This window comes from Actibacterium sp. XHP0104 (assembly GCF_025751515.1).
GTDB lineage: Bacteria > Pseudomonadota > Alphaproteobacteria > Rhodobacterales > Rhodobacteraceae > Actibacterium_D.
On sequence record NZ_JAOWLE010000001.1, the window covers coordinates 88,329 to 112,369 of the forward strand.

Sequence of the window (24,041 nt, forward strand, 5' to 3'; positions counted from 1 at the left end):
ACATCCGAAATTCTGCAAGGACCACACAAGATGTGCGCCGATACGCCTGACTACAAAGACACGCTGAACCTGCCCCAAACCGATTTCCCGATGCGCGCCGGCCTGCCCAAGCGCGAGCCCGAATGGCTGGCCCGTTGGGAACAGATCGGCATCTATGACCGCCTGCGCGAGAAAGAGGGCCGCAAGCCGTTCATCCTGCATGACGGCCCGCCCTATGCGAACGGCAACCTGCATATCGGCCACGCGCTGAACAAGATCCTCAAGGATTTCATCGTCCGCAGCCAGCAGATGCTGGGCCGTGATGCGCGCTATGTGCCGGGCTGGGATTGCCACGGCCTGCCGATCGAATGGAAGATCGAGGAACAGTATCGCGCCAAGGGCAAGAACAAGGATGACGTGCCGGTCATCGATTTCCGCCAGGAATGCCGCAAGTTCGCCGAGGGCTGGGTGGATATCCAGCGCGAAGAGTTCAAGCGCCTGGGCGTCACCGGCAACTGGCCCGATCCCTATCTGACGATGGATTTCCACGCCGAGGCGGTGATCGCCGACGAGTTCATGAAGTTCCTGATGAACGGCACGCTCTATCAGGGGTCGAAGCCCGTGATGTGGTCGCCGGTCGAGAAAACCGCGCTGGCCGAGGCCGAGATCGAATATCACGACCACCAGTCGCACACGATCTGGGTGCCGTTTGCCTTTGCCGATGCGTCGGGCGATCTGGCCGCGGCGCGCGTGGTGATCTGGACGACCACGCCCTGGACGATCCCGTCGAACAAGGCCGTGGCCTATAATCCGGGCATCGCTTATGGCCTGTATCGCGTTGATGCGACCGAGGATGAAAGCTGGACCACGCCCGGCGATCTTTACATCTTTGCCGATGCCCTGGCCGAGGATGCGCTGACCAAGTCGCGCGTCACTGCCCATACGCGTGTGCGCGATGTCGCGGCGGATGAGCTGGGCGCGCTGACCTGCAAGCACCCGTTCAACGGTCTCGAAGGTGCCGATGGCTTCTGGGATTACGACGTGCCGATGATCGACGGCGACCATGTGACCGACGATGCGGGCACGGGTTTCGTGCATACCGCGCCCAGCCATGGTGCCGATGACTATGACGCCTTTGTCAAACGCAACTGGATGGACCGGATGACCCACAATGTGGGCGAGGAATCCGAGTTCCTGCCGCATGTGCCGTTCTTTGCCGGGCTGCAGGTGTTCGACCGCAAGGGCAAGGAAGGCAAGGCCAACAACGCCGTGATCGCAAAGCTGGTCGAGGCCGGCGGCATCATCGCCCGTGGCCGCGTGAAACACAGCTATCCGCATAGCTGGCGCTCCAAGGCACCGATCATCTTCCGCAACACGCCGCAGTGGTTCGCCAGTGTCGACCGCCAGGTCGGCGACGGGCAGGATGACTATGGCAAGACCATCCGCGAGCGCGCCCTGACCAGCATCGACAAGCTGGTGAAATGGACCCCGCAGACCGGCCGGAACCGCATCTATTCGATGATCGAAACCCGGCCCGACTGGGTGCTGTCGCGCCAGCGCGCCTGGGGCGTGCCGCTGACGTGCTTTACCAAGAAGGGCGCGCTGCCCACGGATGACGATTTCCTGCTGCGTGATCCGGCGATCAACGCGCGCATCAAGGATGCGTTTGAAACCGAGGGCGCCGATTGTTGGTATGCCGAGGGCGCCAAAGAGCGCTTTATTGCGGATGCCGCGAACCCCGATGACTATGAGCAGGTGTTCGACGTGCTGGACGTGTGGTTCGACAGCGGCTCGACCCATGCCTTCGTGCTGCGCGACCGCGCCGATGGCACGCCGGATGGCATTGCCGATCTTTACCTTGAGGGTACCGACCAGCATCGCGGTTGGTTCCATTCGTCGATGTTGCAGGCCTGCGGCACCAAGGGCCGCGCGCCCTATCGCGGGGTGCTGACCCACGGGTTCACCCTGGACGAGAAGGGCAACAAGATGTCCAAGTCCTTGGGCAACACCATCGTGCCCGAAGAGGTCATCAAGCAATACGGCGCGGATATCCTGCGCCTGTGGGTCGCCCAGACCGACTATACCAACGATCAGCGGATTGGCCCCGAGATCTTGAAGGGCGTGGCCGACAGCTATCGCCGCCTGCGCAACACCATGCGGTATATGCTGGGCGCGCTGTCGGGCTATGACGCCGCCGATGCGGTTGCCGCCGATGACATGCCCGAGCTCGAGCGCTGGGTGCTGCATCGTCTGGCCGAGCTGGATCACAAGGTGCGCGTGGGTTACGCCGCCTATGATTTCCAGGGCGTGTTCCAGTCGCTGTTCAACTTCTGCACGGTGGATCTGTCGAGCTTTTACTTCGATATCCGCAAGGATGCGCTGTATTGCGATGGCGCGAGCAGCCTGACCGCCCGGTCGGCGCGGACGGTGATGGATATCCTGTTCCATCGTCTGACCACCTGGCTGGCGCCGATCCTGGTGTTCACCATGGAAGAGGTCTGGCTAGAGCGTTTCCCGGGCGATGACAGCTCGGTGCACCTGACCGACATCCCCGACACGCCCGCCGATTGGCTGGACGAGCCGCTTGCCGCGAAATGGGCCGGTATCCGCCAGGTGCGCCGCGCCGTGACCGCCGCGCTGGAGGTGCAGCGCCGCGACAAGGTGATCGGTGCCAGCCTTGAGGCCGCGCCGGTGGTGCATGTGCAGGATGGTGCGGTGCTGAAGGCGCTGAAATCGGTGAATTTCGCCGATATCTGCATCACCTCGGATATCGCGCTGTCGAATGATCCCAGCCCGTCCGAGGCCTTCCGCCTGCCCGAGGTTCCGGGCGTGGGCGTGGTGTTCGAAACCGCCGAGGGCGAGAAATGCCAGCGCTGCTGGAAGATCCTGCCGGATGTCGGCACGCATAGCCACGCGGGTACCTGCAAGCGCTGCAACGACGCGCTGGGCTGATCAAAGGGGCGCCTTCGGGCGCCCTTTTCACGCCTTGGGATGGGCGCGCATATAGCTTTCCATCAGGTGCGCGGTATCGACGGCGGTATAGGTCTGTGTGGTTGCCAGCGAGGCATGGCCCAGCAGTTCCTGAATGGCGCGCAGGTCGCCGCCGGCCTCTAGCAGATGTGTCGCAAAGCTGTGGCGCAGGGCATGGGGCGTGGCGCTTGAGGGCAGGCCCAGCTGCATGCGGGCGGACTCCATCACCTTGGCGATCAGGCGCGGGTTCAGCGCGCCGCCGCGGGCGCCGCGAAACAGCGGGCCGTCGGGGGTTAGATCGTGCGGGCAGAGGCTGCGGTATGTGTCCACTGCGCGGCGCGCGGCGGGCAGCACCGGCACGATCCGTTCCTTGCCGCCCTTGCCCAGAATGCGCAGCACATCGGCCAGGGGGGCGTCGCGGCCCTTGAGGCCCATCGCCTCGGAGATCCGCAACCCGCAACCATAAAGCAGCGTCACCACCGCCACGTCGCGCGCGGCGATCCAGGGGTTTTCCGATTGCATCTCGACCGTGTCGATAATCGCGCGGGCGGCATCGGGGGCCAGCGGGCGGGGCAGCTTGCGCTGGAACTTGGGCGCGCGCATCGACAGCACGGCGGTGGCGTCAAAACCCTGGCGCCGCGACAGCCAGCGATAGAAGCCCTTGACCGCCGACAGCGCCCGCGCCAGCGATCGGGGCGCGACGCCGCGCGCGCGCTCATGCGCCATCCAGGCGCGCATATCCGACGGGGTGATTTGCGCCAGCGGCCCCAGCCCCGGCGCGCCGCCCAGGTGCTGGCCCAGAAAGGCCAGAAACCCGGTGACATCGGTTGAATAGGCTTTCAGCGTGTTCTCGGCGGCGGCGTTCAGCGCCTTTTCCTGCGCCAGCCAATCGGCCAGCGCCGCGCGGGCGGCGGGCGAGATCGCCAGGCTCACGAGATCCAGCGGCGCATGGATCGCTCAAACACGCCGGCAAAGAAGGTCAGAAGGTCGGTGCCCTGGTTGGGGGCGAACTGGTGCGGGTCCTCGGACCCCATGGCCAGCATGCCTTTCCCGCGACCGGGGCCGAAATCCAGCCGCAGCAGGGCTTCGGATTGAATCCAGCTGGCGGCCTGGCCGTAGATACGGCCGTTTTCGGGGGCCATCTGGCGCAGGGTGACGGTGCGGCCCGAGGTGTCGCGGCCGCGCGTCAGGTAGGTGTCGATGAAACCGGGCTCGACCACCCGCAGCACCTTGCCCAGCCGGTCCAGCGCGGGGTCTTTGCCTTCGGGCGATTCCAGCACCAGGCGAATGCGATCGACGCGCAGGGTCTCGGCCACCTCGCCGCCCAGCTTGCGCAGGAAGGTTTCGAAATCGAGCGGTTCCAGCAGGGCCAGAACGGCGCGATGCACCTGGTTGGTGCCGGCAAGGTTGTCATAGGCCGCCGCGATCACCGAGCGGTGCGTGTCTTCCAGCCGTTCAAGGCGTGCCTCAAGCCGCTCCATCGCGATGCCGCGCAGGTCGACGATATTCGACCCCATGCTTTTCTCATTGGCCACGATCAGCGCGCGCATCAGGTCGCGGTCCTCGAGTATGACATCGGGGTCCGCGATGATGCGTTCGCGCAGGGTGGTCTCGGTCAGGGCTGTGCTGCTCATTGTGCCTCTTGGTCTTTGCCCCGGATGTTACAGGATCGTCAGAGGATTTTCTGCCCCGTTTTTTCCCAATCCTTCAAAAAAGCCTCAAGACCCTTGTCGGTCAGCACATGGCTGGCCATCGCCTTGATCACCGACGGCGGCGCGGTGGCCACGTCGGCGCCGATCAGGGCGGCGTCTTTCATGTGGTTCACGTTGCGGATCGAGGCGGCCAGGATCTCGGTGGTGAAGCCGTAATTGTCATAGATCGCGCGGATGTCGGCGATCAGCTCCATCCCGTCGAGGTTGATATCGTCGAGGCGGCCGATAAAGGGCGAGATGAAGGTCGCGCCGGCCTTGGCGGCCAGCAGGGCCTGGTTGGCCGAGAAGCAAAGCGTCACGTTCAGCTTGTGGCCCTCGGACGACAGCACCTTGCAGGCCTTGAGGCCATCCCAGGTCAGCGGCACCTTGATGCAGATGTTTTCCGCGATCTCGGCCAGCTTGCGGCCCTCGGCGATCATCGAGTCGGCGTCAAGCGCGACAACCTCGGCCGATACGGGGCCATCGACCATGTCGCAGATCTCTTTGGTGACTTCCAGAATGTCACGACCCGATTTCAGGATGATCGAGGGGTTGGTGGTCACGCCATCGACCATGCCCAGCTCGTTGAGTTCGGCAATGGCGGCGACGTCGGCGGTATCGACAAAGAATTTCATGGTTGCGGCCCCGGGGGTTGCTATGGCTGTTTGCGAACCTGATACCCTAGGACTAGGGTGCCGGAAACCCCTTTGAGGCCGCACTGACGCAATGACCGACTTCTTCAGCGAAGGCATGCCGGTGGGTGTGCTGACTGCCCAACCGCTGGACCGGGTGCTGGATTACACAGCACCCGAGGGCGGCTGTTGGCGCGGGGCCTTTGTCGAGGTGCCTTTGGGCCCGCGCAAGGTGCTGGGCGTGGTCTGGGGCGATGCGCAGGGCGGCTATGACCGGGCCAAGCTGCGCGCCATCAACCGGGTGCTGGACGTGGCGCCCATGCGTGACGAGATGCGCGATTTCCTGATCCGCGCCGCCGATTACACGATCACGCCCATGTCGGCGATGCTGCGGCTGGCCACGCGCGCGCCGGGGCTGGGCGATGGGGTGTCGATGCGCAAGGTTTACCGGCTGGGGCAGGGGGCGCCTGACCGCCAGACCGACGCGCGCAAGCGGGTGCTGGAGGTGCTGGAAAGCTATGGCGGGCTGTCGTTCACCTTGGGCGAGCTGGCCGAGCAGGCGGGCGTATCGGCATCGGTGGTCAAGGGGCTGGTGAAACAGGGCGTCGTGTCCGAAGAGGATGCGCCGCGCGATCTGCCCTATCCCCGGCTTGACCCTGCCATGCCCGGCAAGCCGCTGACCGAGGATCAGGCTGCCGCCGCAGCGCAGTTGCGGGCCGACATGGCCAGCGGGGCCTTTGGCGCGACGCTGCTGAAAGGCGTCACCGGGTCGGGCAAGACCGAGGTTTATCTCGAGGCCGTGGCCGAATGTCTGGCGCAGGGACGGCAGGCGCTGGTGCTGTTGCCCGAGATCGCCCTGACCGCCGAGTTCCTGACCCGGGTCGAGGCGCGCTTTGGCGCGAAACCCGCCGAGTGGCATTCGGGCGTGACGATGACCGAACGCCGCCGGTGCTGGCGCATGGTCGGGCAGGGCGGGGCGCAGCTGGTGGTCGGCGCGCGCTCGGCGCTGTTCCTGCCGTTTCAGGATCTGGGCCTGATCGTCGTCGATGAGGAACATGACACATCCTACAAGCAAGAGGACGGCGCGCTTTATAATGCCCGCGACATGGCTGTGCTACGGGCATCGTTCGCGTCGGCGCAGGTGGTTCTGGCCTCGGCCACGCCCAGCCTTGAAAGCTGGGCCAATGCCGAGGCGGGTAAATACAAGCGCCTTGATCTGACCGCCCGGTTCGGGGCGGCGGTGCTGCCCGAGATGCGGGCCATTGATATGCGCGCCGAGGATCTGCCCGGCAGCCGCTGGATCTCGCCCAGCTTGCAGGCGGCGGTGCGGGCGCGGATCGCGGTGGGTGAACAGTCGCTGCTGTTTCTCAATCGGCGCGGCTATGCGCCGGTGACGATTTGTCGGGCCTGCGGGCATCAGGTGGGCTGTGACCATTGCGACGCGCGCATGGTCGAGCACCGGTTTCAAAAGCGGCTGGTCTGCCATCAATGCGGCGAAACGAAACCGATCCCCGAGGCCTGCCCGTCCTGCAAGGTCGAGGGCAAGCTGGCTCCGGTCGGGCCGGGGGTCGAACGTCTGGCCGAAGAGGTGGCCGAGGTTTTCCCCGAGGCGCGGCTGGCGGTGCTGTCGTCTGATCTGTTCGGCTCGGCCCGGGCGCTGAAGGAACAGATCGAGCTGATCGCGCAGGGCGGGGCGGATATCATCATCGGCACGCAGCTGGTCGCCAAGGGGCACAATTTTCCGCATCTCACGCTGGTGGGGGTGATCGACGCCGATCTGGGGCTGCAAGGGTCCGACCTGCGCGCGGCCGAGCGCACGTTTCAGCTGATGCGCCAGGTGGCGGGCCGGGCTGGGCGGGCCGAAAAGCCGGGGCTGGCGCTGTTGCAGACGTTTCAGCCCGAGCACCCGGTGATCCGGGCCATTCTGTCGGGTGACGAGGAAGGGTTCTGGCGTGCCGAGGCCGATGAGCGCCGCGTGGCGGGCGTGCCGCCCTATGGCCGCATGGCCGGGATCGTGCTGTCATCCCCCGATTTGCAGGCGGTGTTCGATCTGGGCACCGAGATGGCCCGGCGCGATGGGCCCCTGCGCCGGGTGGGCGCGCAGGTCTTTGGCCCGGCGCCCGCGCCGATTGCGCGTATTCGCGGGAGGCACCGGGTGCGTCTGCTGGTCAAGGCCGACAAGGGGGTGCCGCTACAGGCGGCGCTGCGCGATTGGGCCGGGCAGTTTCGCCTGCCCGCCAATCTGCGCCTGCAAATTGATATAGATCCGCAGAGTTTCTATTAGGCCGCCGCGCGGCGCATGGCGGTCTGATCGACAAGAAAGTCGGTAATCATCGCGCCGATCCACATGCAGAACAGAGCCAGCCAGGCCGTGCCGGCAAAGATCGATCCGCCGGTCACGCCCGCGCCGATGGCGCAGCCGCCGGCCAGCATCCCGCCAAAGCCCATGAGGGCCGCGCCCAGCATGGCGCGTTTCATGTTGTCGGCATCCTGAAAGCCCTGGAATTTCAGCTCGCGCCCAAAGGCCGCGGCTAGGAAGGCACCGATGAACACGCCCGGCACCAGGCCGATGTCGAATTCCAGAACCGGGTTGTCGACCAGGAAGAACATCAGCGTATTGGCCGAGGGGCCGGTGAAGGTGGCGCTTTCGATCTGCACCGGCTCAAAGCTGACCTGCGCCAGCCCGAAGGTCAGCACCCAGCCCACCGCGACGGCAAAGCCCACGCCCGAGGCAAAGAACAGCGTGCGCGCGCCGATCTTGTTCTTGTAGGAAAACCACAGCGCCAGCGCGGCCGTGCAGATGCCCATCAGCAGCCCTGCGAAATCGGGCAGATGCGCGGCCTCTAGCAGGTTGAGGTTGCGCCCGCCCTCGGTGATCCACAGCGCCGCCAGCTTGTCGCGCAGGGGCGACAGCCATCCGTGCAGGCTCATCTGGGCGACCACGGCAAAGATCAGCCCCGACACGACCGAGCGCAGGTTGCCCGTGGCCGCCAGCACCAGCAGCCGCCCCGAACAGCCGCGCGCCAGCACCATGCCCGCGCCGAAAACCAGCCCGCCGATGATCGCGCCCGACCAGCTGCCGGTGACGGCCATCATCCGGGCTTCGTCGGTTTGCATCAGGCCCAGCATCTGCGCGCCCTGCACCCAGACAACGGCGGTGGAAAAGGTCAGCAGCCAGACAGAGACCCGCGTGCCGATCTGGCCGCGCGCGAATTCTACCGTTGCCGCGCGCAGGCAGAACGAAGACCGCTGTGCCGCGACGCCAAAGATGATGCCGGTGACCAGCCCGAACAGAGCCGCCGCGCGGGCTTCGCCCACCCATTCCACGATGCCGAGAATATCCATGCCACGCATTCCCAAACTGCAAAATTTGAATGTGTATGCCGGATGCGATGTTTGTGAACATTGATTCAGATCAGTGAATGGCGGGAATCAGCGGGCTTTGTCACGCTCTCGTGTGTTATGAAACGGGCCAGACGGCCCTATATGAAAGCCCAGCACAAAAGGGAGGCACGTATGTTTGGACTTTCGATCCACAAAACCGAGATGGTCCCGGCCGAAAAGGCGTTGCCGGGGCGCGAGAGGGCGATCCCGACCGCGACCGCGCATCACCTGTGGCAGCGACCGCTGAAATCGCCCGTGCCGGATGGCATGGCCGAGGCGGTGTTCGCGATGGGCTGTTTCTGGGGCGTCGAACGCAAGTTCTGGCAACTGCCCGGTGTTTGGCTGACCATGGTGGGCTATGCCGGCGGCTATACCCCCAATCCGACCTACGAAGAGGTCTGTAGCGGCCAGACCGGCCATACCGAGGTGGTGCGGGTGATCTATGACCCGGCCCAGATCAGCTATGACGACCTGCTGCGCACCTTCTGGGAAGGCCACGACCCGACCCAGGGCATGCGCCAGGGCAATGATCGCGGCACGCAGTATCGCTCGGCCATCTATACGTTCAGTGACGATCAGCTTGCCCGCGCCGAGGCCAGCCGCGCGCTGTTTCAGCACCGGCTGATGCGGGCGCGGATGGGCGCGATCACCACCGAGATTGCGCCAGCGGGGCCATTCTATTATGCCGAGGATTATCACCAGCAATATCTGGCGAAGAACCCGAACGGATATTGCGGCATTGGGGGGACGGGCGTGAGCTGTCCCATTGGCACCGGGGTCTAGATCGCGTGACACCAGGCAGGCGCATTCATGTATTGGGGGCCAGCGGCTCTGGCACTTCGACGCTGGCGCGGGCGCTGGCGTCGAAGATGGCGACGCAGGCCTTTGACACCGATGATTTCTACTGGCGCCCCAGTGACCCGGCTTTTCAGAGGAAACGCCCGGTCAAGGATCGGCTGGCGCTGATGGAAGAGATGTTCCTGCCCCGGCGCGACTGGATCTTATCGGGCTCTTTCGCGGGCTGGGGCGATCCGGTGATCCCGCGGCTGACCCATGTGGTATTTCTGACCCTGCCCGCCGGTCAGCGGCTGGCCCGGCTGCGCGCGCGTGAACGCCGCCGCTATGGCAAGGCGATCGAGCCGGGCGGCGAACGCGCCGCCGCTTTCGCCAGCTTTCTGGACTGGGCGATGCAATATGACGACCCCGGTTTCACCGGCCGCACCCGGCACGTTCACGAAGAGTGGCTGTCGCAATTGCCCTGTCCGGTGATCCGCATCGATGCCACGCAAAGCGTCGACCAGATGGTCGCGCAGGCGATGGCAGAGCTTGACCAACCGGTTCCGGCATCCTAGGCGACTGGGGCATCATAGCCCGGAGACAGCCATGCCCACCTTTACCGCCCTGACCACCGTGCCCGGAAAACCCGCCGCCGATGCCCTTGGCGAGGCGATGGAGGAACTGATCCCCGAACCCACCGGTGTCGGCGTGTTCGAGATCGAGGACGGCTCGGGCCTGTGGGAGGTCGGCGGCTATTTCACCGAGACGCCCGACCTGGCCGGGCTGGCGCTGCTGGCGGCGATGCATGGCGCGCGCGACTTTACCATTTCCGAGCTGCCCGAGATCGACTGGGTCGCCAAGGTCAAGCGCGAGCTGTCTCCGGTCGAGGCGGGGCGGTTCTTTGTCTATGGCAGTCACGATGCCGATCAGGTGCCCGAGGGCAAGGTCGCGCTGCTGATCGAGGCGGCAATGGCCTTTGGCACCGGCCATCACGGCACCACGCTGGGCTGCCTGAGGGCGCTGGACCGGCTGGCCAATGACGGGTTCGTGGGGTGCAACGTGGCCGATATCGGCTGTGGCACGGCGGTGCTGGCGATGGCTGCGGCCAGCATCTGGCCCGGCGAGGTTCTGGCCAGCGATATCGACGAGGTCGCCGTGGACGTGGCCGAGGCCAACGTCGCGGGCAACGGGCTGGCCGGGCGGGTAACCTGCCTGGAGGCCGCGGGCTTTGATCATGACCGCCTGCGCGCCGCCGCGCCCTTTGATCTGGTGTTCGCCAATATCCTCAAGGGGCCGCTTATCATGCTTGCCCCCGACATGGCGGCCCATATCGAGTCGGGCGGCTACGCCATATTGTCCGGAATTCTTAACGATCAGGCCGAAGAAGTTGGGCGGGTTTACGCCGAAAACGGCTTTTTGGTCGTTAATAAAGAACAAATTGGAGACTGGACGACGTTTTGTATCCGCAAGTAGCCGGGGTTACGCCCTAGAATTGCCATATTTGGACCGTATTAATGCCTATGTGGTGGGGGCGTGTCAGGAGTTGGTAAAATGTCTGACCCGCTTTATGATGATTTCCAGGGACGCGTGCAGCGTGTTGAGAAAATGCACCGTCGTGGCCGCGCGTTCGAGGCCACTGGGACTGTGGGGCGTTCTGTGTATGTGAGGCCGACTCGGCAAGTGAGCCTGACACGCCCGCTCATGTTGGTTCTGGCTACGGGCCTGATGCTCAAGTCCAGCCTTATGATGTACCTCGGAGAATCCGACTATACCGAACGTGTCTCGCGTCTGAACGATGGCACCAAGGTAGAGGCTATCGGCGCCGTGCTGATGCAGCCCGACGATCTGTCGCGCTGGTTGTCCGAAACCATGTCCAGTTTTCTGGATGATCTGGTCTGATCTGACCTGATTTCACGTCAAGACAAGCGCCCCCGTCGCATCGCCGGCGGGGGCGCTTGGCGTTTGAGGGCGCATTCATGCTGGCGGATGTTCACCATTCGTGCTAGTCAGGGGCAACGAAAACAACAACAGGGGCGCGAGCAGTATGCGTGTCTTGGGCATCGACCCTGGCCTGCGGAACATGGGATGGGGCGTGATCGACGTGAACGGGTCGCGCATCAGCCATGTGGCCAACGGCATCTGCCATTCCTCGGGCGCCGATCTGGCGCGGCGGCTGATGTCGCTGCATGACCAGCTGACCGATGTCATCGCGCGCCACGCGCCGGAAACGGCCGCCGTGGAACAGACTTTCGTGAACAAGGATGCGGTGGCGACGCTGAAACTGGGCCAGGCTCGGGCGATTGCCCTCTTGGTGCCGGCGCAGGCGGGGCTTGAGGTTGGCGAATACGCCCCCAATGCCGTCAAGAAATGCGTGGTCGGCGTGGGTCATGCCGACAAGCGCCAGGTCGATCACATGGTGCGCCTGCAAATGCCGGGTATCGAGATCGCCGGCCCCGACGCCGCCGATGCGCTGGCGATCGCGCTGTGCCATGCCCATCACGCCCAAAGTGCCGGTCGTCTGGCCGCCGCAGTCAGGCGGGCGTCATGATCGGCAAGGTGTCCGGACGGCTTGACTATCGCGGCACCGATCACGTGCTGATCGACGTGCGCGGCGTGGGCTATATTGTTTACGTTTCCGAGCGCACCCTGGCCGCCCTGCCGCCGGTGGGGCAGGCGGTCGCGCTTTATACCGAACTCTTGGTGCGCGAAGATCTGTTACAGCTGTTCGGCTTTCCGACCCTGTTGGAAAAGGAATGGCACCGCCTTTTGGTCAGCGTTCAGGGCATCGGCGCCAAGGCTGCGATGTCGATCCTGGGCACGCTGGGGCCCGATGGCGTCAGCCGCGCGCTAACGCTGGGGGATTGGGCGGCGCTGAAGGCCGCGCCCGGTATTGGCCCCAAGACCGCTCAGCGCGTCGTGATGGAATTGAAAGACAAGGCGCCTGCCGTGATGGCCATGGGGGCGTCGCTGCCCGCTGCGCTGGATGGTCTGCCGGCCGGGGCGGATGATGTGATCGAGGCCGCCAAACCCGCGCCCCGCCCCAACCCTGCTGCATCCAGCACAGCCTCGGCCCAGGCCGAGGCGCTGTCGGCGCTGGGCAATCTGGGCTATGGCCCGTCCGAGGCGGCGCAGGCTGTGGCACAGGCGGCGGGCGAAGCGCCCGACTCTGATACGCCCGCGCTGATCCGGGCCGCGCTGAAACTGCTGGCGCCGAAAGGGTAACCGATGTCCGAACCCGACCCGACCCTGCGCCCCGATCCCCGACCCGAGGATGCCGACCGCGCGCTGCGTCCGCAGGTGCTGGACGACTTTATCGGTCAGGCCGAGGCCCGCGCGAACCTCAAGGTGTTCATTCAAAGCGCCCGCCAGCGTGGCGAGGCGATGGATCACGCGCTGTTCTACGGCCCGCCGGGGCTGGGCAAGACCACGCTGGCCCAGATCATGGCGCGCGAGCTGGGGGTGAATTTCCGCATGACCTCGGGGCCGGTTCTGGCCAAGGCGGGCGATCTGGCGGCGATCCTGACCAACCTGGAGCGCAACGATGTGCTGTTCATCGACGAAATCCACCGCCTGAACCCTGTCGTCGAAGAGGTGCTTTACCCCGCGATGGAGGATTTCGAGCTGGATCTGGTGATCGGCGAGGGGCCTGCCGCACGCACCGTGCGGATCGAGCTGCAGCCCTTTACGCTGGTTGGCGCCACGACCCGGCTGGGCCTGTTGACCACGCCCCTGCGCGACCGGTTCGGCATTCCAACGCGGCTGCAATTCTATACCGTGGATGAGCTGAACGAGATCGTCACCCGCGGTGCGCGCCTGATGGGCGTGCCTGCCGATGATGGCGGCGCGCGCGAGATCGCCAAACGCGCCCGTGGCACGCCGCGTATCGCCGGGCGGCTGCTGCGCCGGGTTGTCGATTTCGCCGTGGTCGAGGGCGATGGCCGTATCACCCATGCCATTGCCGACAATGCGCTGACCCGGCTGGGGGTCGATCACCTGGGGCTTGACGGGGCCGACCGGCGCTATCTGCGCATGATCGCCGAGAATTTCGCCGGTGGGCCGGTGGGGATCGAAACCATGTGTGCCGCCCTGTCGGAAAGCCGCGATGCGCTGGAAGAGGTGATCGAGCCCTTCCTGCTGCAACAGGGGCTGATCCAGCGCACCCCGCGCGGGCGCATGTTGACGACACGCACCTGGGCGCATCTGGGCCTGCCCGCACCGCAACAGCCCGGACAGGGGCAGCTGTTTGACGGATAGGTCGGTTCGGCCTATGCCTGCGGATGAGAACAACGATTAGGCAGTCCCGATGACGTCCGACCAGATTACCCAGATGTTCACCCGCAACGGGGCCTATGCCTTTGCCCGCTGGGGCCGCCCGATCGCGCCCGTTGTTTTCGGCGTGACCGAGGACAGCCTGCAAACGGTCAAGGGCGCCTGCGAGGCGATCGTGTCGCTGGCCGGGCACAAGATGGCCGAGACCGACCCGGAACTGGGCGCCAACCTGATGGTGTTCTTTTTCCGCGAATGGGACGAGTTGCTGGAAACCCCGAACCTGGACAAGCTGGTGCCCGATCTGGCCGGGCAGGTGGTGCGGCTGAAGGCGGCGGGGGCGAACCAGTATCGGTTCTTCCGCTTTGATGACACGGGCGCCATTCAGGCGGCGTTCGTCTTTCTGCGCATGGATGCGGCGCTGTCGGACATGCCGGCCGAGGAGCTGGCGCTGGCGCAGATGGTGCAGATCATCCTGCTGTGGGGCGACCATGCTTTTGCCGCGCGCAGCCCGCTGGCGGTGACGCCCACTGGCGTGACGGTGCTGCGTCCCGAGGTGGCGGATGTGATCCGCGCGGCCTATGACCCGGTGATGCCGGCGGTGGCGAATGATGCCAGCCATGCGCTGCGGCTGGCGGCGCGGGTGGGCGCGGCATGACGCACCGGCTGAACCTGCGGGTCTATTACGAAGACACCGATCTGGCGGGCATCGTCTATTACGCCAATTACCTGAAATTCATCGAGCGCGGCCGCACCGAGTTTGTGCTGTCTCTGGGCATCGACCAGGCCGCCTTGCGGGCCGAACAGGGCATCGTCTTTGCCGTGCGCCGGGTCGAGGCCGACTATCTGCGCCCCGCGCTGTTCCAGGATCAGCTGACCGTGGAAACCGAGATGGCCGAGGTGGGCGGCGCGCGGCTGGTGATGGCGCAACGGGTGATGCGGGGCGAAGAGGTGCTGTTCAAGGCCGATGTCACCCTTGTGGCGCTGTCCGACAGCGGTGCGCCGGCGCGCATTCCGGCGGAACTTCGCCGATTGTTTGCCGATCTTGCGGGGTGACGCGGCGGTAACGCGGATGTGTTGGCAATTCACTTTGAAACACTGTAATGTCGCCCCCAATCAGAGCCGGGTGAATCCGGCCCAACTACGAGCAGGCTAATGGAAACCGAAACCCTTGCGATGGCATCGGAGATTGATTTCTCGATGCTGGCGCTGTTTGCGCGCGCCACCTTTGCCGTCAAGATCGTGATGCTGCTGCTGATCGCGTCGTCGTTCTGGAGCTGGGCGATTATCATCCAGAAGATCATCAACTATCGCGCCGCCCGCGCGCAGGCCGATGCCTTTGACCAGGCCTTTTGGTCGGGCGAGCCTCTGGACGAGCTGTATGACCAGATCGAGGCCAACCCGCAGGGCGGGTCTCAGCGCATCTTTGCCGCCGGCATGACCGAATGGCGCCGCAGCCATCGCCAGGATGGCGGGTTCATCGCCGGCGCCGCGCCGCGCATTGACCGGTCGATGGATGTGGCCATCGCCAAGGAAACCGAATTTTTGAACGGCGGGCTGTCGTTCCTGGCGACCGTGGGGTCGACCGCGCCTTTCGTGGGGCTGTTCGGCACGGTCTGGGGTATCATGCACGCGTTCGAACAGATCGCTTTGCAGCAGAATACCAGCCTTGCCGTTGTCGCCCCCGGTATCGCCGAGGCGCTGCTGGCGACCGCTTTGGGCCTGTTGGCCGCGATCCCGGCGGTGGTGTTCTACAACAAGCTGTCGGCCGACAGTGACCGCATCATCGGCGGCTACGAGGCCTTTGCCGACGAGTTTTCCACCATCCTGTCGCGCCAGCTGGACGCCTAGGCGATGGGCGCGGGGGTGATGCAACGCAAAAGCGGGGGCAAGGGCCGCCGCAGCCGGGGGCGCAGCCGTGCCGCCGCCATGTCGGAAATCAACGTCACGCCCTTTGTCGACGTGATGCTGGTGCTGCTGATCATCTTCATGGTCGCCGCTCCGTTGTTGACCGTTGGCGTGCCGGTCGAGCTGCCGAAAACCGCGGCCGAGGCCCTGCCCAGCGAGCAAGAGGAACCGCTGACCATCACGCTGACCGCCGATGGCGGCATCCAGATCCAGACGACCGAAACCGCCCCGAACGAGCTGATCGCCAAGCTGCGCGCGGTGTCGGCCGAACGCGACAGCGACAAGATCTTTCTGCGTGCCGACGGGGCCATCCCCTATGAGCGGGTGATGCAGGTCATGGGCGCGCTCAATGCGGCGGGGTTCAGCAATATCGGTCTGGTGACCGATACCGGCGGTCCGACGCTGGACGGGCAGGGGAATTAAGGCAGCGCCCATGAAAACGGGCTATACCATCTCGGCAATCGGACACGGCGCCCTCATCCTGTGGGTGCTGCTGGGCGGGTTTTTCCCGTCGCGCCAGCATGACCCGATCGAGGTGGCGCAGGTGTCGCTGGTCTCGGCCGAGGAATTTGCCGCGATGACCGCGCCCGCTTCGGCCCCGCGCGCGGTGGACCAGGCGCCCGAGCAGCCCGCGCCCGATCAGCCGGCCGCCGCCCCCGAAGCGCCGCAGCCGCTGACGCGGCCCACGCCGCCCAAGCCCGCCGAGCGGCCCGAGCCCGCAACCGCGCCCGACCCGGCCCCCGAACCCGACGAACCCCAGCCCACGGCCGAGGTCGAAGACACCCCGCCGACGCCGCCCGCGCCGCCGTCCGAGACCGAGGGCGAAACCCTGCTGGCCGAGCCGTCGCCGCCGCGCGCCTCGCCGCACATTGCGCCGGTGCCGTCGCTGACGCCCGATCCGGCCGCCGTGCCCGACGAGGTTACGGCCGAGGTGACCGCGCCCAGCCCCGATGCGGAAAAGCCCGCCCCCGAGGTGACCGAGAACACCGCCCCGCAAGAGGCCAGCACCCAGATCGTCACCGAGGCCGAAGAGCAGGATACCGAAACCCCGGCGCTGACCTCGTCGCTGCGGCCGCGTTCGCGCCCGAACCGGCCTGCGCCGCAGCCTCAGGCCCAGCCCGAGCCGACGCCCGAACCCGCCCAGCCGCAAAATGACGCCATTGCCGATGCGGTGGCTCAGGCCGTGGCCAGCGGCAGTGCGCCCGCCACCAACGGCAGCGGCACCGCCCGCGTCGGCCCGCCGCTGACGCAGGGCGAAAAGGATGCGCTGCGCGTTGCCGTGCAAAGCTGCTGGATCGTCGACCCCGGCTCTCCGGCCGCGCGGGTCACGGTGACGGTCAGCATGTCGATGAGCGAAGACGGCAAGGTGGACGGCAATTCGTTGAAATTGCTGTCGGACAGCGGCGGAGACCCGGCGGCAATCCGCTCGGCCTTTGACGCTGCGCGCCGGGCCATTTTGCGTTGCCAGAAAGGCGGCTATGATCTGCCGAAAGACAAATACGAGCAGTGGCGAGACATCGAGATTACCTTCGATCCGTCGAAAATGAGGAAATGACCATGCTGAGAGTTATGATCCTGTTTCTGGCCCTTCTGGGGCTGGCCGCGCCGCCTGCGCTGGCGCAGAACGGGCCGTTGCGGATCGTGATCGATCAGGGTGTGATCGAGCCGATGCCCTTTGCGGTGCCCGATTTCGTGGCCGAGAACCGCGAGGCCACGCAGCTGGCGCGCGATATCAGCCGGGTGATTTCATCCGACCTGACCAGCACCGGCCTGTTCCGCGAGATCCCCAACTCGGCCTATATTTCGGGTATCACCAGCTTTGCCAGCCCGGTGCAATATGCCGACTGGAAAGCGATCAATGCCCAGGCGCTGATCACCGGCGCGGTGTCGGTCGGGCCGGGCGGCCGGATCACGGTCAAGTTCCGCCTGTTCGACGTGTTCTCGAACGCGCCGTTGGGCGAGGGGCTGCAATTCACCGGCACCACCGACAGCTGGCGCCGCATGGCCCACAAGGTGGCCGATCAGGTCTACGCCCGCATCACCGGCGAGAGCGGTTATTTCGACAGCCGCGTGGTGTTCGTGTCGGAAAGCGGGCCCAAGAACAACCGCCAGAAACGGCTGGCGATCATGGATTCCGACGGGGCCGGGCTGCAATACCTGACGCAGGGCGGCGCGCTGGTTCTGGCGCCGCGGTTCTCGCCCAATGGCGACCGGGTGCTTTATACCAGCTTTGAAAGCGGCTTTCCCCGGATCACGGTGATGGATGTGAACAGCCTGGCGCGCCGGTCGCTGGACGATCAGCGCGGCACCATGACCTTTGCGCCGCGTTTCGCGCCCGATGGCACGTCGGTGGTCTACTCGCTGGAACAGGGCGGCAATACCGATATCTACACGATGAACCTGCGCACCGGCGCGCGGTCGCGGCTGACCTCGGCCCCGTCGATCGAGACCGGGCCCAGCTATTCGCCCGATGGCAAGAGCATCGTCTTTACCTCGGACCGCTCGGGCACGCCGCAGCTTTACGTGATGTCCGCCGGGGGCGGCGAGGCGCGGCGGGTCAGTTTCGGCCAGGGTCGCTATTCGACCCCGGTCTGGTCGCCGCGCGGTGACATGATCGCCTTTACCAAGCAAAGCCAGGGCCGGTTCCATATCGGCGTGATGCGCACCGATGGCTCCGAAGAGCGCCTGCTGACCGCCTCGTTCCTCGATGAAGGCCCGACCTGGTCGCCCAACGGACGGGTGATCATGTTCGGCCGCGAGACCTCGGGGGCGGGCGGGCAAAGCGCGCTTTACTCGGTCGATGTTTCGGGCCGCAACCTGCGCCGGATGCCGATCCAGGGCGCGGGCTCCGACCCGGCCTGGTCGCCGCTCTTGCCGTAAGCACAACGATTTCCAAACCTTGGTCCGGCTGCTAGACTGGCAGCAATCGGGCCAAGAACGATAACAAGGACACGAACATGAACCTTCTCACGAAATCCGCTCTTGTGGTGGCCATGCTGGGGCTGGCCGCCTGTACTGATCCGGGCCGCTTTGGCGGCTCTGCCGATGGCGCCGGCGGGTTTGGCGCCGCCGGTCTGGGCAGCGCCTCTGATCCGGCCTCGCCGGCCTATTTCCAAGAGGCGATCGGTGACCGCGTCTGGTTTGCCGTCGATCAAAGCACCCTGTCGGATTCCGCCGTGGTCACGCTGGACGGGCAGGCGGGCTGGCTGAACACCAACACCGACTACAGCATCCTGATCGAAGGCCATGCCGACGAGCAGGGCACCCGCGAATACAACCTTGCCCTGGGCGCGCGTCGCGCCAGCGCGGTGCAGGAATACCTGATTTCGCGCGGTGTCTCGCCGAACCGCGTGCGCACCGTCAGCTATGGCAAGGAACGTCCGATCGAGATCTGCTCGGAAGAGAGCTGCTATGCCCAGAACCGCCGTGCCGTGACCGTCGTGGGCACGGGCGCGGGCTCGTAAGGGCGCCGGTTGATGCGGGGCATTACAGCGGCGATCGTGCTGGGGGTGGTCGTGGGCGTCAGCGCCCCGGCCCTTGCCCAGTCGCGTGAGGAAACCCTGGCCGATATCCGTCAGCAGCTGTCGATTGTCTATGTCGATGTGCAGCGGCTAAAACGCGAGCTGTCCACAACCGGCGCCGCGCCGGGTGTGGCGGCGGCCGGCACGCCGCTGCAACGCATTGATGCCATCGAGGCCGAATTGCAGCGCCTGACCGCCAAGGCAGAGCAGCTGGAGTATCGCATCAATCAGGTGGTCACGGACGGCACCAACCGTATCGGCGACCTGGAATTCCGCCTGTGCGAGCTGGAAAAGGGCTGTGATATTAGCCAGTTGGGCGAAACATCGACCCTTGGCGGTATCGCTGTCACCACCCCGCCCAGCACGCCGGCACAGCCCGTCAGCACCGAGCTGGCGGTCAGCGAGCAGGCCGATTTCGACCGCGCCGCGCAGGCGCTGGCCGATGGCGATTACCATGGTGCGGCCAATCAGTTCGCGGCCTTTGCCCAGACCTATCCGGGCGGCCCGCTGAGCGGCGAGGCGCATTACCTGCGGGGCGAGGCTCTGGCGCAGCTGGGCCAGACGACCAATGCCGCCCGCGCTTTCCTTGAGAGCTTCTCTGGCGCGCCGGACGGCCCGCGCGCGCCTGATGCGCTGTATCAGCTGGGGATGCAGCTGGCGGCGCTGGGACAGACGCAAGAGGCTTGCGTGACGCTGGGCGAGGTTGGGGCGCGGTTCCCGTCTTCGGCGGTGGTGCTGGATGCGCAGGCCGCACGTCAAAGCCTCGGGTGCAGTTGACCCCGGCCCCCGGCGATCCGGCCGCGTGTTTCGCGGCGTTTTTCAACGATGACATGCCCGCGCGGCTGGGCGTGGCGGTTTCGGGCGGCGGGGATTCCGTCGCCCTTTTGCATCTGGCGCATCGGTGGGCGGCGGGTCGCGACGTGGCGCTAGAGACCGTGACCGTCAATCATGGCCTGCGGCCCGAAGCGGCGGAAGAGGCGGCGTTCGTGGCGCGGCTGTGCGCCGATCTGGGTATTCCGCATCAAACCCTTCGCTGGGGCGGCTGGGACGGGCAGGGCAACCTGATGGATCGCGCCCGCGACGCGCGTCAGGAGCTGATCGCCGATTGGGCGGCGGCACGGGGCGTCGGCCATGTGGCGCTGGGCCATACGCTGGACGATCAGGCCGAAACGGTGTTGATGCGGCTGGCGCGCGGGTCGGGTGTGGACGGGCTGTCGGGCATGGCGGCGCGCAGTGTGGCGCGCGGGCTGGTCTGGCTGAGGCCCTTGCTGGATGTGCGCCGCGAGGCGCTGCGCGATGTTTTGCGGGGCGCGGGGCAAGACTGGATCGAAGACCCCAGCAATGACGATATGCGCTTTCAGCGAGTCAAGGCGCGGCAGGCGTTGGCGCAGCTCGCCGATCTGGGCATTGATCCCGCCGGGCTGGCCGATACCGCCGACCGCATGACCATGGCGCGCGAGGTGCTGGAAGGCGCGGCGCTGAGCGCGGCCCGCACGATGGCGAGGGTCGAGGCGGGCGACGTGGTGTTCGATGCCGCCGCCCTGGCCGATCTGCCCGACGAGACCCGGCTGCGACTGATGGCGGGGGCGGTGTGCTGGGTTGGGTCCAGCCCCTATCGGCCGCGCCTGTCGGCCTTGCGCGACGCGCTGTCCGAGGCGCTGGCCGGGCGCAGCCGCACTTTGCAGGGCGCGCTGCTGTTTCCCCATCGCGGCACGTTGCGTGTCACGCGCGAGCTGAACGCTGTTTCTGGGCAGCGATGCGCGCCGGCTGACAGGTGGGACGGGCGCTGGCGCGTGACCGGCCCCGACCTGCCCGGCGCCGAATTACGGGCCCTGGGCGAGGCCGGGCTAGCGCAATGCGGCCCCTGGCGCGACACGGGTTTGCCACGGGTAACATTGCTTGCATCGGTGTCGATTTGGCAGGGCGAGGCCCTGATTGCCGCGCCGCTGGCCGGTTTCGGGGCGAAATGGCGCGCTGAATTGGCGCAGAGCGGCGAAAGCTGGCCCGAAACGCTGATATCGCATTGAACCCCGATCTTATATCTCTATTTTAGTGAGGTGGCCTGCCCGCTGGGGCGGCAGTGCTGGTTTTCAAGGAGTCTACCGTGGGCAACGCGCGCAACATCGCCTTTTGGGTCGTTCTGTTTCTGCTGATCCTGGCCTTGTTCAATCTTTTCAGCGGCGGTCAGACGACCATGTCGTCGCAACAGCTGAGCTATACCCAGTTCCTTGAACGGGTCGAGGCGGGCGAGGTGACGGCCGTGAAACTGGATGGCGAAAAGGCGCTGATCCGGGCAACCGATGGCACCACCTATTCGACCGTCGTGCCGCAGGGCGTGGACCTGACCGACCGGCTGATCGACAAGAATGTCGATGTCACCGCCGAGCCGCAGGAACAAAACGGCCTGTTGGCCTATATCGGCACGCTGCTGCCGTTCATCCTGCTGATCGGTATCTGGATCTTCCTGATGAACCGCATGCAGGGCGGCGGCAAGGGCGGTGCGATGGGCTTTGGCAAATCGCGGGCCAAGCTGCTGACCGAAAAGCATGGCCGGGTGACGTTCGATGACGTGGCCGGCATCGACGAGGCCAAGGAAGAGCTGGAAGAGATCGTCGAATTCCTGCGCAACCCGCAGAAATTCAGCCGTCTGGGCGGCAAGATCCCCAAAGGCGCGCTGCTGGTTGGCCCTCCGGGCACCGGTAAGACGCTGCTGGCCCGCGCCATTGCGGGTGAGGCGGGCGTGCCGTTCTTTACCATCTCGGGTTCGGATTTCGTCGAGATGTTCGTGGGTGTCGGTGCCAGCCGCGTGCGCGACATGTTTGAACAGGCCAAGAAAAACGCCCCTTGTATCGTCTTCATCGATGAGATCGACGCCGTGGGCCGGTCGCGTGGCGTTGGCTATGGCGGCGGCAATGACGAGCGCGAGCAGACGCTGAACCAGCTGCTGGTGGAAATGGACGGGTTCGAGGCGAACGAGGGCATCATCATCGTGGCCGCGACCAACCGCCCCGACGTTCTTGACCCCGCGCTGCTGCGCCCCGGCCGTTTCGACCGCCAGGTGCAGGTGCCGAACCCCGATATCAAGGGCCGCGAGAAGATTTTGGGCGTTCACGCCCGCAAGGTGCCGCTGGGGCCTGATGTCGATCTGCGCATCATCGCGCGCGGCACGCCGGGTTTCTCGGGTGCCGACCTGGCCAACCTGGTGAACGAGGCCGCTCTGATGGCGGCGCGTGTTGGTCGCCGGTTCGTCACGATGGAAGATTTCGAGAACGCCAAGGACAAGGTCATGATGGGCGCCGAGCGCCGCAGCATGGTCATGTCCGAGGACGAAAAAAAGCTGACCGCCTATCACGAGGCGGGCCATGCGATCGTCGGCCTGAACGTGCCGCAGCATGACCCGATCCACAAGGCGACGATCATTCCGCGCGGTCGTGCGCTGGGTCTGGTTCTGTCGCTGCCCGAGCGTGACCAGCTGAGCGTGAGCTATACGAAATACACCTCGAAAATCGCCATGGCGATGGGCGGGCGCGTGGCCGAAGAGCTGATCTTTGGCAAGGAAAACGTGACCTCGGGTGCGGCCAGCGACATTCAGCAGGCGTCGCGCATTGCGCGGGCCATGGTGACCCAGTTCGGCTTTGCCGAAGAGTTGGGCTATGTCGATTACGCCAATGAACAGCAGTCGTATCTGGGCAGCTATGGTGGCGGGTCGAACCATTCGGGCATCACCCAGAAGACCATCGACGACAAGGTCAAGGAAATCATCGACACCGGCTATGAGACCGCGCGCCGTATCCTGACCGAGAAACACGATGATCTGGAACGTCTGGCCCAGGGTTTGCTGGAGTATGAAACCCTGACCGGGGCCGAGATCACCCGCGTGATTGCCGGCGAACCGCCGCGCCCCGAAGGCGGGGACGATGGCGCCGACAGCGGGAATGCCGGGTCGGTGACGGCCATTCCCAAGACCAAGCCCAAGGCCTCGCCCGATGGCGGGTTCGAGCCGGAGCCCTCGGCCTAATCATCGCGATATCTGACGCAAGACGGCCGGGGATCAGCCCCGGCCGTTTTCATTTGTGTGGCGCATCAATTTACGGTATGCAATTGTATACAATAAAGGTGCGAGCCATGAATTCAGCCGACTGGAACCCGTCATCCTATGCCCAATTTGCCGGCCTGCGCCTTCGTCCGGCGCTGGATCTGTTGGCGCAGATTCCAAATTTGCCAAAAGGCGATATCGTCGATTTGGGGTGTGGTGCGGGGGCCGTTGCGCCAGACTTGGCGCTACGGTTTGCGGGCCGGGGGCTGATCGGTGTCGATACATCCCCTGAAATGCTGGCACAGGCAGAGGCTGGCCAGATTTATCATCAGCTTTACACAGCCGATGCCGGGTTATGGGCGCCGCATGACCCTACCGCGCTGATCTATTCCAACGCGCTGTGCCACTGGCTGCCTGATCACGACCGGCTGTTCGCGCGGCTGGCGGGCATGCTGGTGCCCGGTGGGGTGCTGGCGGTGCAGATGCCGCGGCAGTATGGCCAGCCCTCGCATGCCCTGATGCGCGAGATCGCGCCGCTGCTGTTTCCCGACCGGTTCGATTTCTCGGACTGGCAGGCGCCGGTGCATGAGCCGGCAATCTATCACCGGATGCTGGCTCCGCTCGGGGCGGTTTCGGTTTGGCAGACAGAATATCTGCAACCACTGGATGCCGTGCCTGACGGCCACCCGGTGCGCCATTTCACCCAGTCCACCGCGCTGCGCCCCTTTGCGGCAAAGCTGTCCGGCGCCGAGCTGACCAGCTTTGTCGCGGCCTATGACGATGCGCTGCGCATCGCCTACCCGCCAGCACCCGATGGCAGCGTTCTGTTCCCGTTTCAGAGGCTGTTTTTCACGCTGGTCATCTGAGAGGCGATTTC

The 24,041-nt window shown here is 65.5% G+C and carries 24 protein-coding genes; 20 read left to right on the forward strand and 4 right to left on the reverse strand.

The window, feature by feature from the left end; genetic code table 11:
* Positions 1–30: 30 nt before the first annotated feature.
* Entirely contained in the window at positions 31–2,931 is a 2,901-nt protein-coding gene (gene ileS / locus OE856_RS00415; RefSeq protein ID WP_263714068.1) for an isoleucine--tRNA ligase, read from the forward strand.
* 27 nt (positions 2,932–2,958) lie between these two features.
* Here the strand turns inward: ileS and OE856_RS00420 are convergent, their stop codons facing one another.
* From OE856_RS00420 to fsa, 3 genes are read right to left on the reverse strand one after another with little or no spacing between them, the layout of a single operon-like run.
* A complete protein-coding gene (locus OE856_RS00420; RefSeq protein ID WP_263714069.1) occupies positions 2,959–3,882 on the reverse strand; it encodes a tyrosine recombinase XerC in 924 nt (307 codons plus the stop codon).
* On the reverse strand, positions 3,879–4,583 hold the full coding sequence (locus tag OE856_RS00425; RefSeq protein WP_263714070.1) for a DUF484 family protein: 705 nt from the start codon (positions 4,581–4,583) through the stop codon (positions 3,879–3,881). Before OE856_RS00425 ends, OE856_RS00420 begins: the two co-directional genes overlap by 4 nt.
* 38 nt (positions 4,584–4,621) lie before the next feature.
* The gene (fsa, locus tag OE856_RS00430) at positions 4,622–5,275 is read right to left on the reverse strand and encodes a fructose-6-phosphate aldolase (RefSeq protein WP_263714071.1); all 654 of its coding nucleotides are present in this window, start codon (positions 5,273–5,275) and stop codon (positions 4,622–4,624) included.
* Positions 5,276–5,366: 91 nt separating this feature from the next.
* Here fsa and OE856_RS00435 point away from each other — a divergent pair, with 91 nt between their 5' ends.
* Positions 5,367–7,556 (forward strand): primosomal protein N', encoded by a 2,190-nt coding sequence (locus OE856_RS00435; protein ID WP_263714072.1) that lies wholly within the window; start codon positions 5,367–5,369, stop codon positions 7,554–7,556.
* On the opposite strand, the gene OE856_RS00440 is transcribed toward OE856_RS00435, so the two are convergent.
* Entirely contained in the window at positions 7,553–8,617 is a 1,065-nt protein-coding gene (locus tag OE856_RS00440) for a YeeE/YedE family protein (RefSeq protein WP_263714073.1), read from the reverse strand. The genes OE856_RS00435 and OE856_RS00440 overlap by 4 nt on opposite strands.
* A 171-nt stretch (positions 8,618–8,788) precedes the next feature.
* Here OE856_RS00440 and msrA point away from each other — a divergent pair, with 171 nt between their 5' ends.
* The 18 genes from msrA (at position 8,789) to OE856_RS00530 (ending at position 24,030) form a co-directional block, all read left to right on the forward strand.
* Positions 8,789–9,439 carry a peptide-methionine (S)-S-oxide reductase MsrA gene (gene msrA, locus OE856_RS00445; protein WP_263714074.1) on the forward strand — a complete coding sequence of 217 codons (651 nt, stop codon included), beginning with the start codon at positions 8,789–8,791 and terminating at the stop codon, positions 9,437–9,439.
* Between the two features lie 5 nt (positions 9,440–9,444).
* On the forward strand, positions 9,445–10,008 hold the full coding sequence (locus OE856_RS00450) for an AAA family ATPase (protein WP_263714075.1): 564 nt from the start codon (positions 9,445–9,447) through the stop codon (positions 10,006–10,008).
* A 31-nt stretch (positions 10,009–10,039) separates the two neighbouring features.
* A complete protein-coding gene (locus tag OE856_RS00455) occupies positions 10,040–10,906 on the forward strand; it encodes a 50S ribosomal protein L11 methyltransferase (protein WP_263714076.1) in 867 nt (288 codons plus the stop codon).
* A gap of 207 nt (positions 10,907–11,113) precedes the next feature.
* The gene (locus OE856_RS00460) at positions 11,114–11,332 is read left to right on the forward strand and encodes a hypothetical protein (protein WP_263714077.1); all 219 of its coding nucleotides are present in this window, start codon (positions 11,114–11,116) and stop codon (positions 11,330–11,332) included.
* A 145-nt stretch (positions 11,333–11,477) separates the two neighbouring features.
* Positions 11,478–11,981 carry a crossover junction endodeoxyribonuclease RuvC gene (gene ruvC, locus OE856_RS00465; protein WP_263714078.1) on the forward strand — a complete coding sequence of 168 codons (504 nt, stop codon included), beginning with the start codon at positions 11,478–11,480 and terminating at the stop codon, positions 11,979–11,981.
* Positions 11,978–12,655, forward strand: coding sequence for a Holliday junction branch migration protein RuvA (gene ruvA, locus OE856_RS00470; RefSeq protein ID WP_263714079.1), 678 nt, complete (start codon positions 11,978–11,980; stop codon positions 12,653–12,655). The genes ruvC and ruvA overlap by 4 nt, the downstream gene beginning before the upstream one ends.
* Before the next feature lie 3 nt (positions 12,656–12,658).
* Positions 12,659–13,687 carry a Holliday junction branch migration DNA helicase RuvB gene (gene ruvB, locus OE856_RS00475; protein ID WP_263714080.1) on the forward strand — a complete coding sequence of 343 codons (1,029 nt, stop codon included), beginning with the start codon at positions 12,659–12,661 and terminating at the stop codon, positions 13,685–13,687.
* Between the two features lie 49 nt (positions 13,688–13,736).
* Positions 13,737–14,357, forward strand: coding sequence for a hypothetical protein (locus OE856_RS00480; RefSeq protein WP_263714081.1), 621 nt, complete (start codon positions 13,737–13,739; stop codon positions 14,355–14,357).
* A complete protein-coding gene (gene ybgC, locus OE856_RS00485) occupies positions 14,354–14,755 on the forward strand; it encodes a tol-pal system-associated acyl-CoA thioesterase (protein ID WP_263714082.1) in 402 nt (133 codons plus the stop codon). Before OE856_RS00480 ends, ybgC begins: the two co-directional genes overlap by 4 nt.
* Positions 14,756–14,854: 99 nt before the next feature.
* Positions 14,855–15,550: a protein TolQ gene (gene tolQ, locus OE856_RS00490; RefSeq protein WP_263714083.1), complete on the forward strand. Its 696-nt coding sequence runs from the start codon at positions 14,855–14,857 to the stop codon at positions 15,548–15,550.
* A gap of 3 nt (positions 15,551–15,553) precedes the next feature.
* Entirely contained in the window at positions 15,554–16,030 is a 477-nt protein-coding gene (gene tolR / locus OE856_RS00495) for a protein TolR (protein ID WP_263714084.1), read from the forward strand.
* A gap of 10 nt (positions 16,031–16,040) precedes the next feature.
* The gene (locus OE856_RS00500; RefSeq protein WP_263714085.1) at positions 16,041–17,162 is read left to right on the forward strand and encodes a hypothetical protein; all 1,122 of its coding nucleotides are present in this window, start codon (positions 16,041–16,043) and stop codon (positions 17,160–17,162) included.
* Between the two features lie 2 nt (positions 17,163–17,164).
* Positions 17,165–18,487 (forward strand): Tol-Pal system beta propeller repeat protein TolB, encoded by a 1,323-nt coding sequence (tolB, locus tag OE856_RS00505; protein ID WP_412174842.1) that lies wholly within the window; start codon positions 17,165–17,167, stop codon positions 18,485–18,487.
* Between the two features lie 77 nt (positions 18,488–18,564).
* Positions 18,565–19,071: a peptidoglycan-associated lipoprotein Pal gene (gene pal, locus OE856_RS00510; protein WP_263714087.1), complete on the forward strand. Its 507-nt coding sequence runs from the start codon at positions 18,565–18,567 to the stop codon at positions 19,069–19,071.
* Between the two features lie 12 nt (positions 19,072–19,083).
* Entirely contained in the window at positions 19,084–19,905 is an 822-nt protein-coding gene (gene ybgF, locus OE856_RS00515) for a tol-pal system protein YbgF (RefSeq protein WP_263714089.1), read from the forward strand.
* Positions 19,896–21,155, forward strand: coding sequence for a tRNA lysidine(34) synthetase TilS (gene tilS, locus OE856_RS00520; protein ID WP_263714090.1), 1,260 nt, complete (start codon positions 19,896–19,898; stop codon positions 21,153–21,155). The genes ybgF and tilS overlap by 10 nt, the downstream gene beginning before the upstream one ends.
* A 77-nt stretch (positions 21,156–21,232) precedes the next feature.
* Positions 21,233–23,146, forward strand: coding sequence for an ATP-dependent zinc metalloprotease FtsH (gene ftsH, locus OE856_RS00525; protein WP_263714091.1), 1,914 nt, complete (start codon positions 21,233–21,235; stop codon positions 23,144–23,146).
* Positions 23,147–23,253: 107 nt separating this feature from the next.
* The gene (locus tag OE856_RS00530) at positions 23,254–24,030 is read left to right on the forward strand and encodes a methyltransferase domain-containing protein (protein WP_263714092.1); all 777 of its coding nucleotides are present in this window, start codon (positions 23,254–23,256) and stop codon (positions 24,028–24,030) included.
* Positions 24,031–24,041 lie beyond the last annotated feature (11 nt).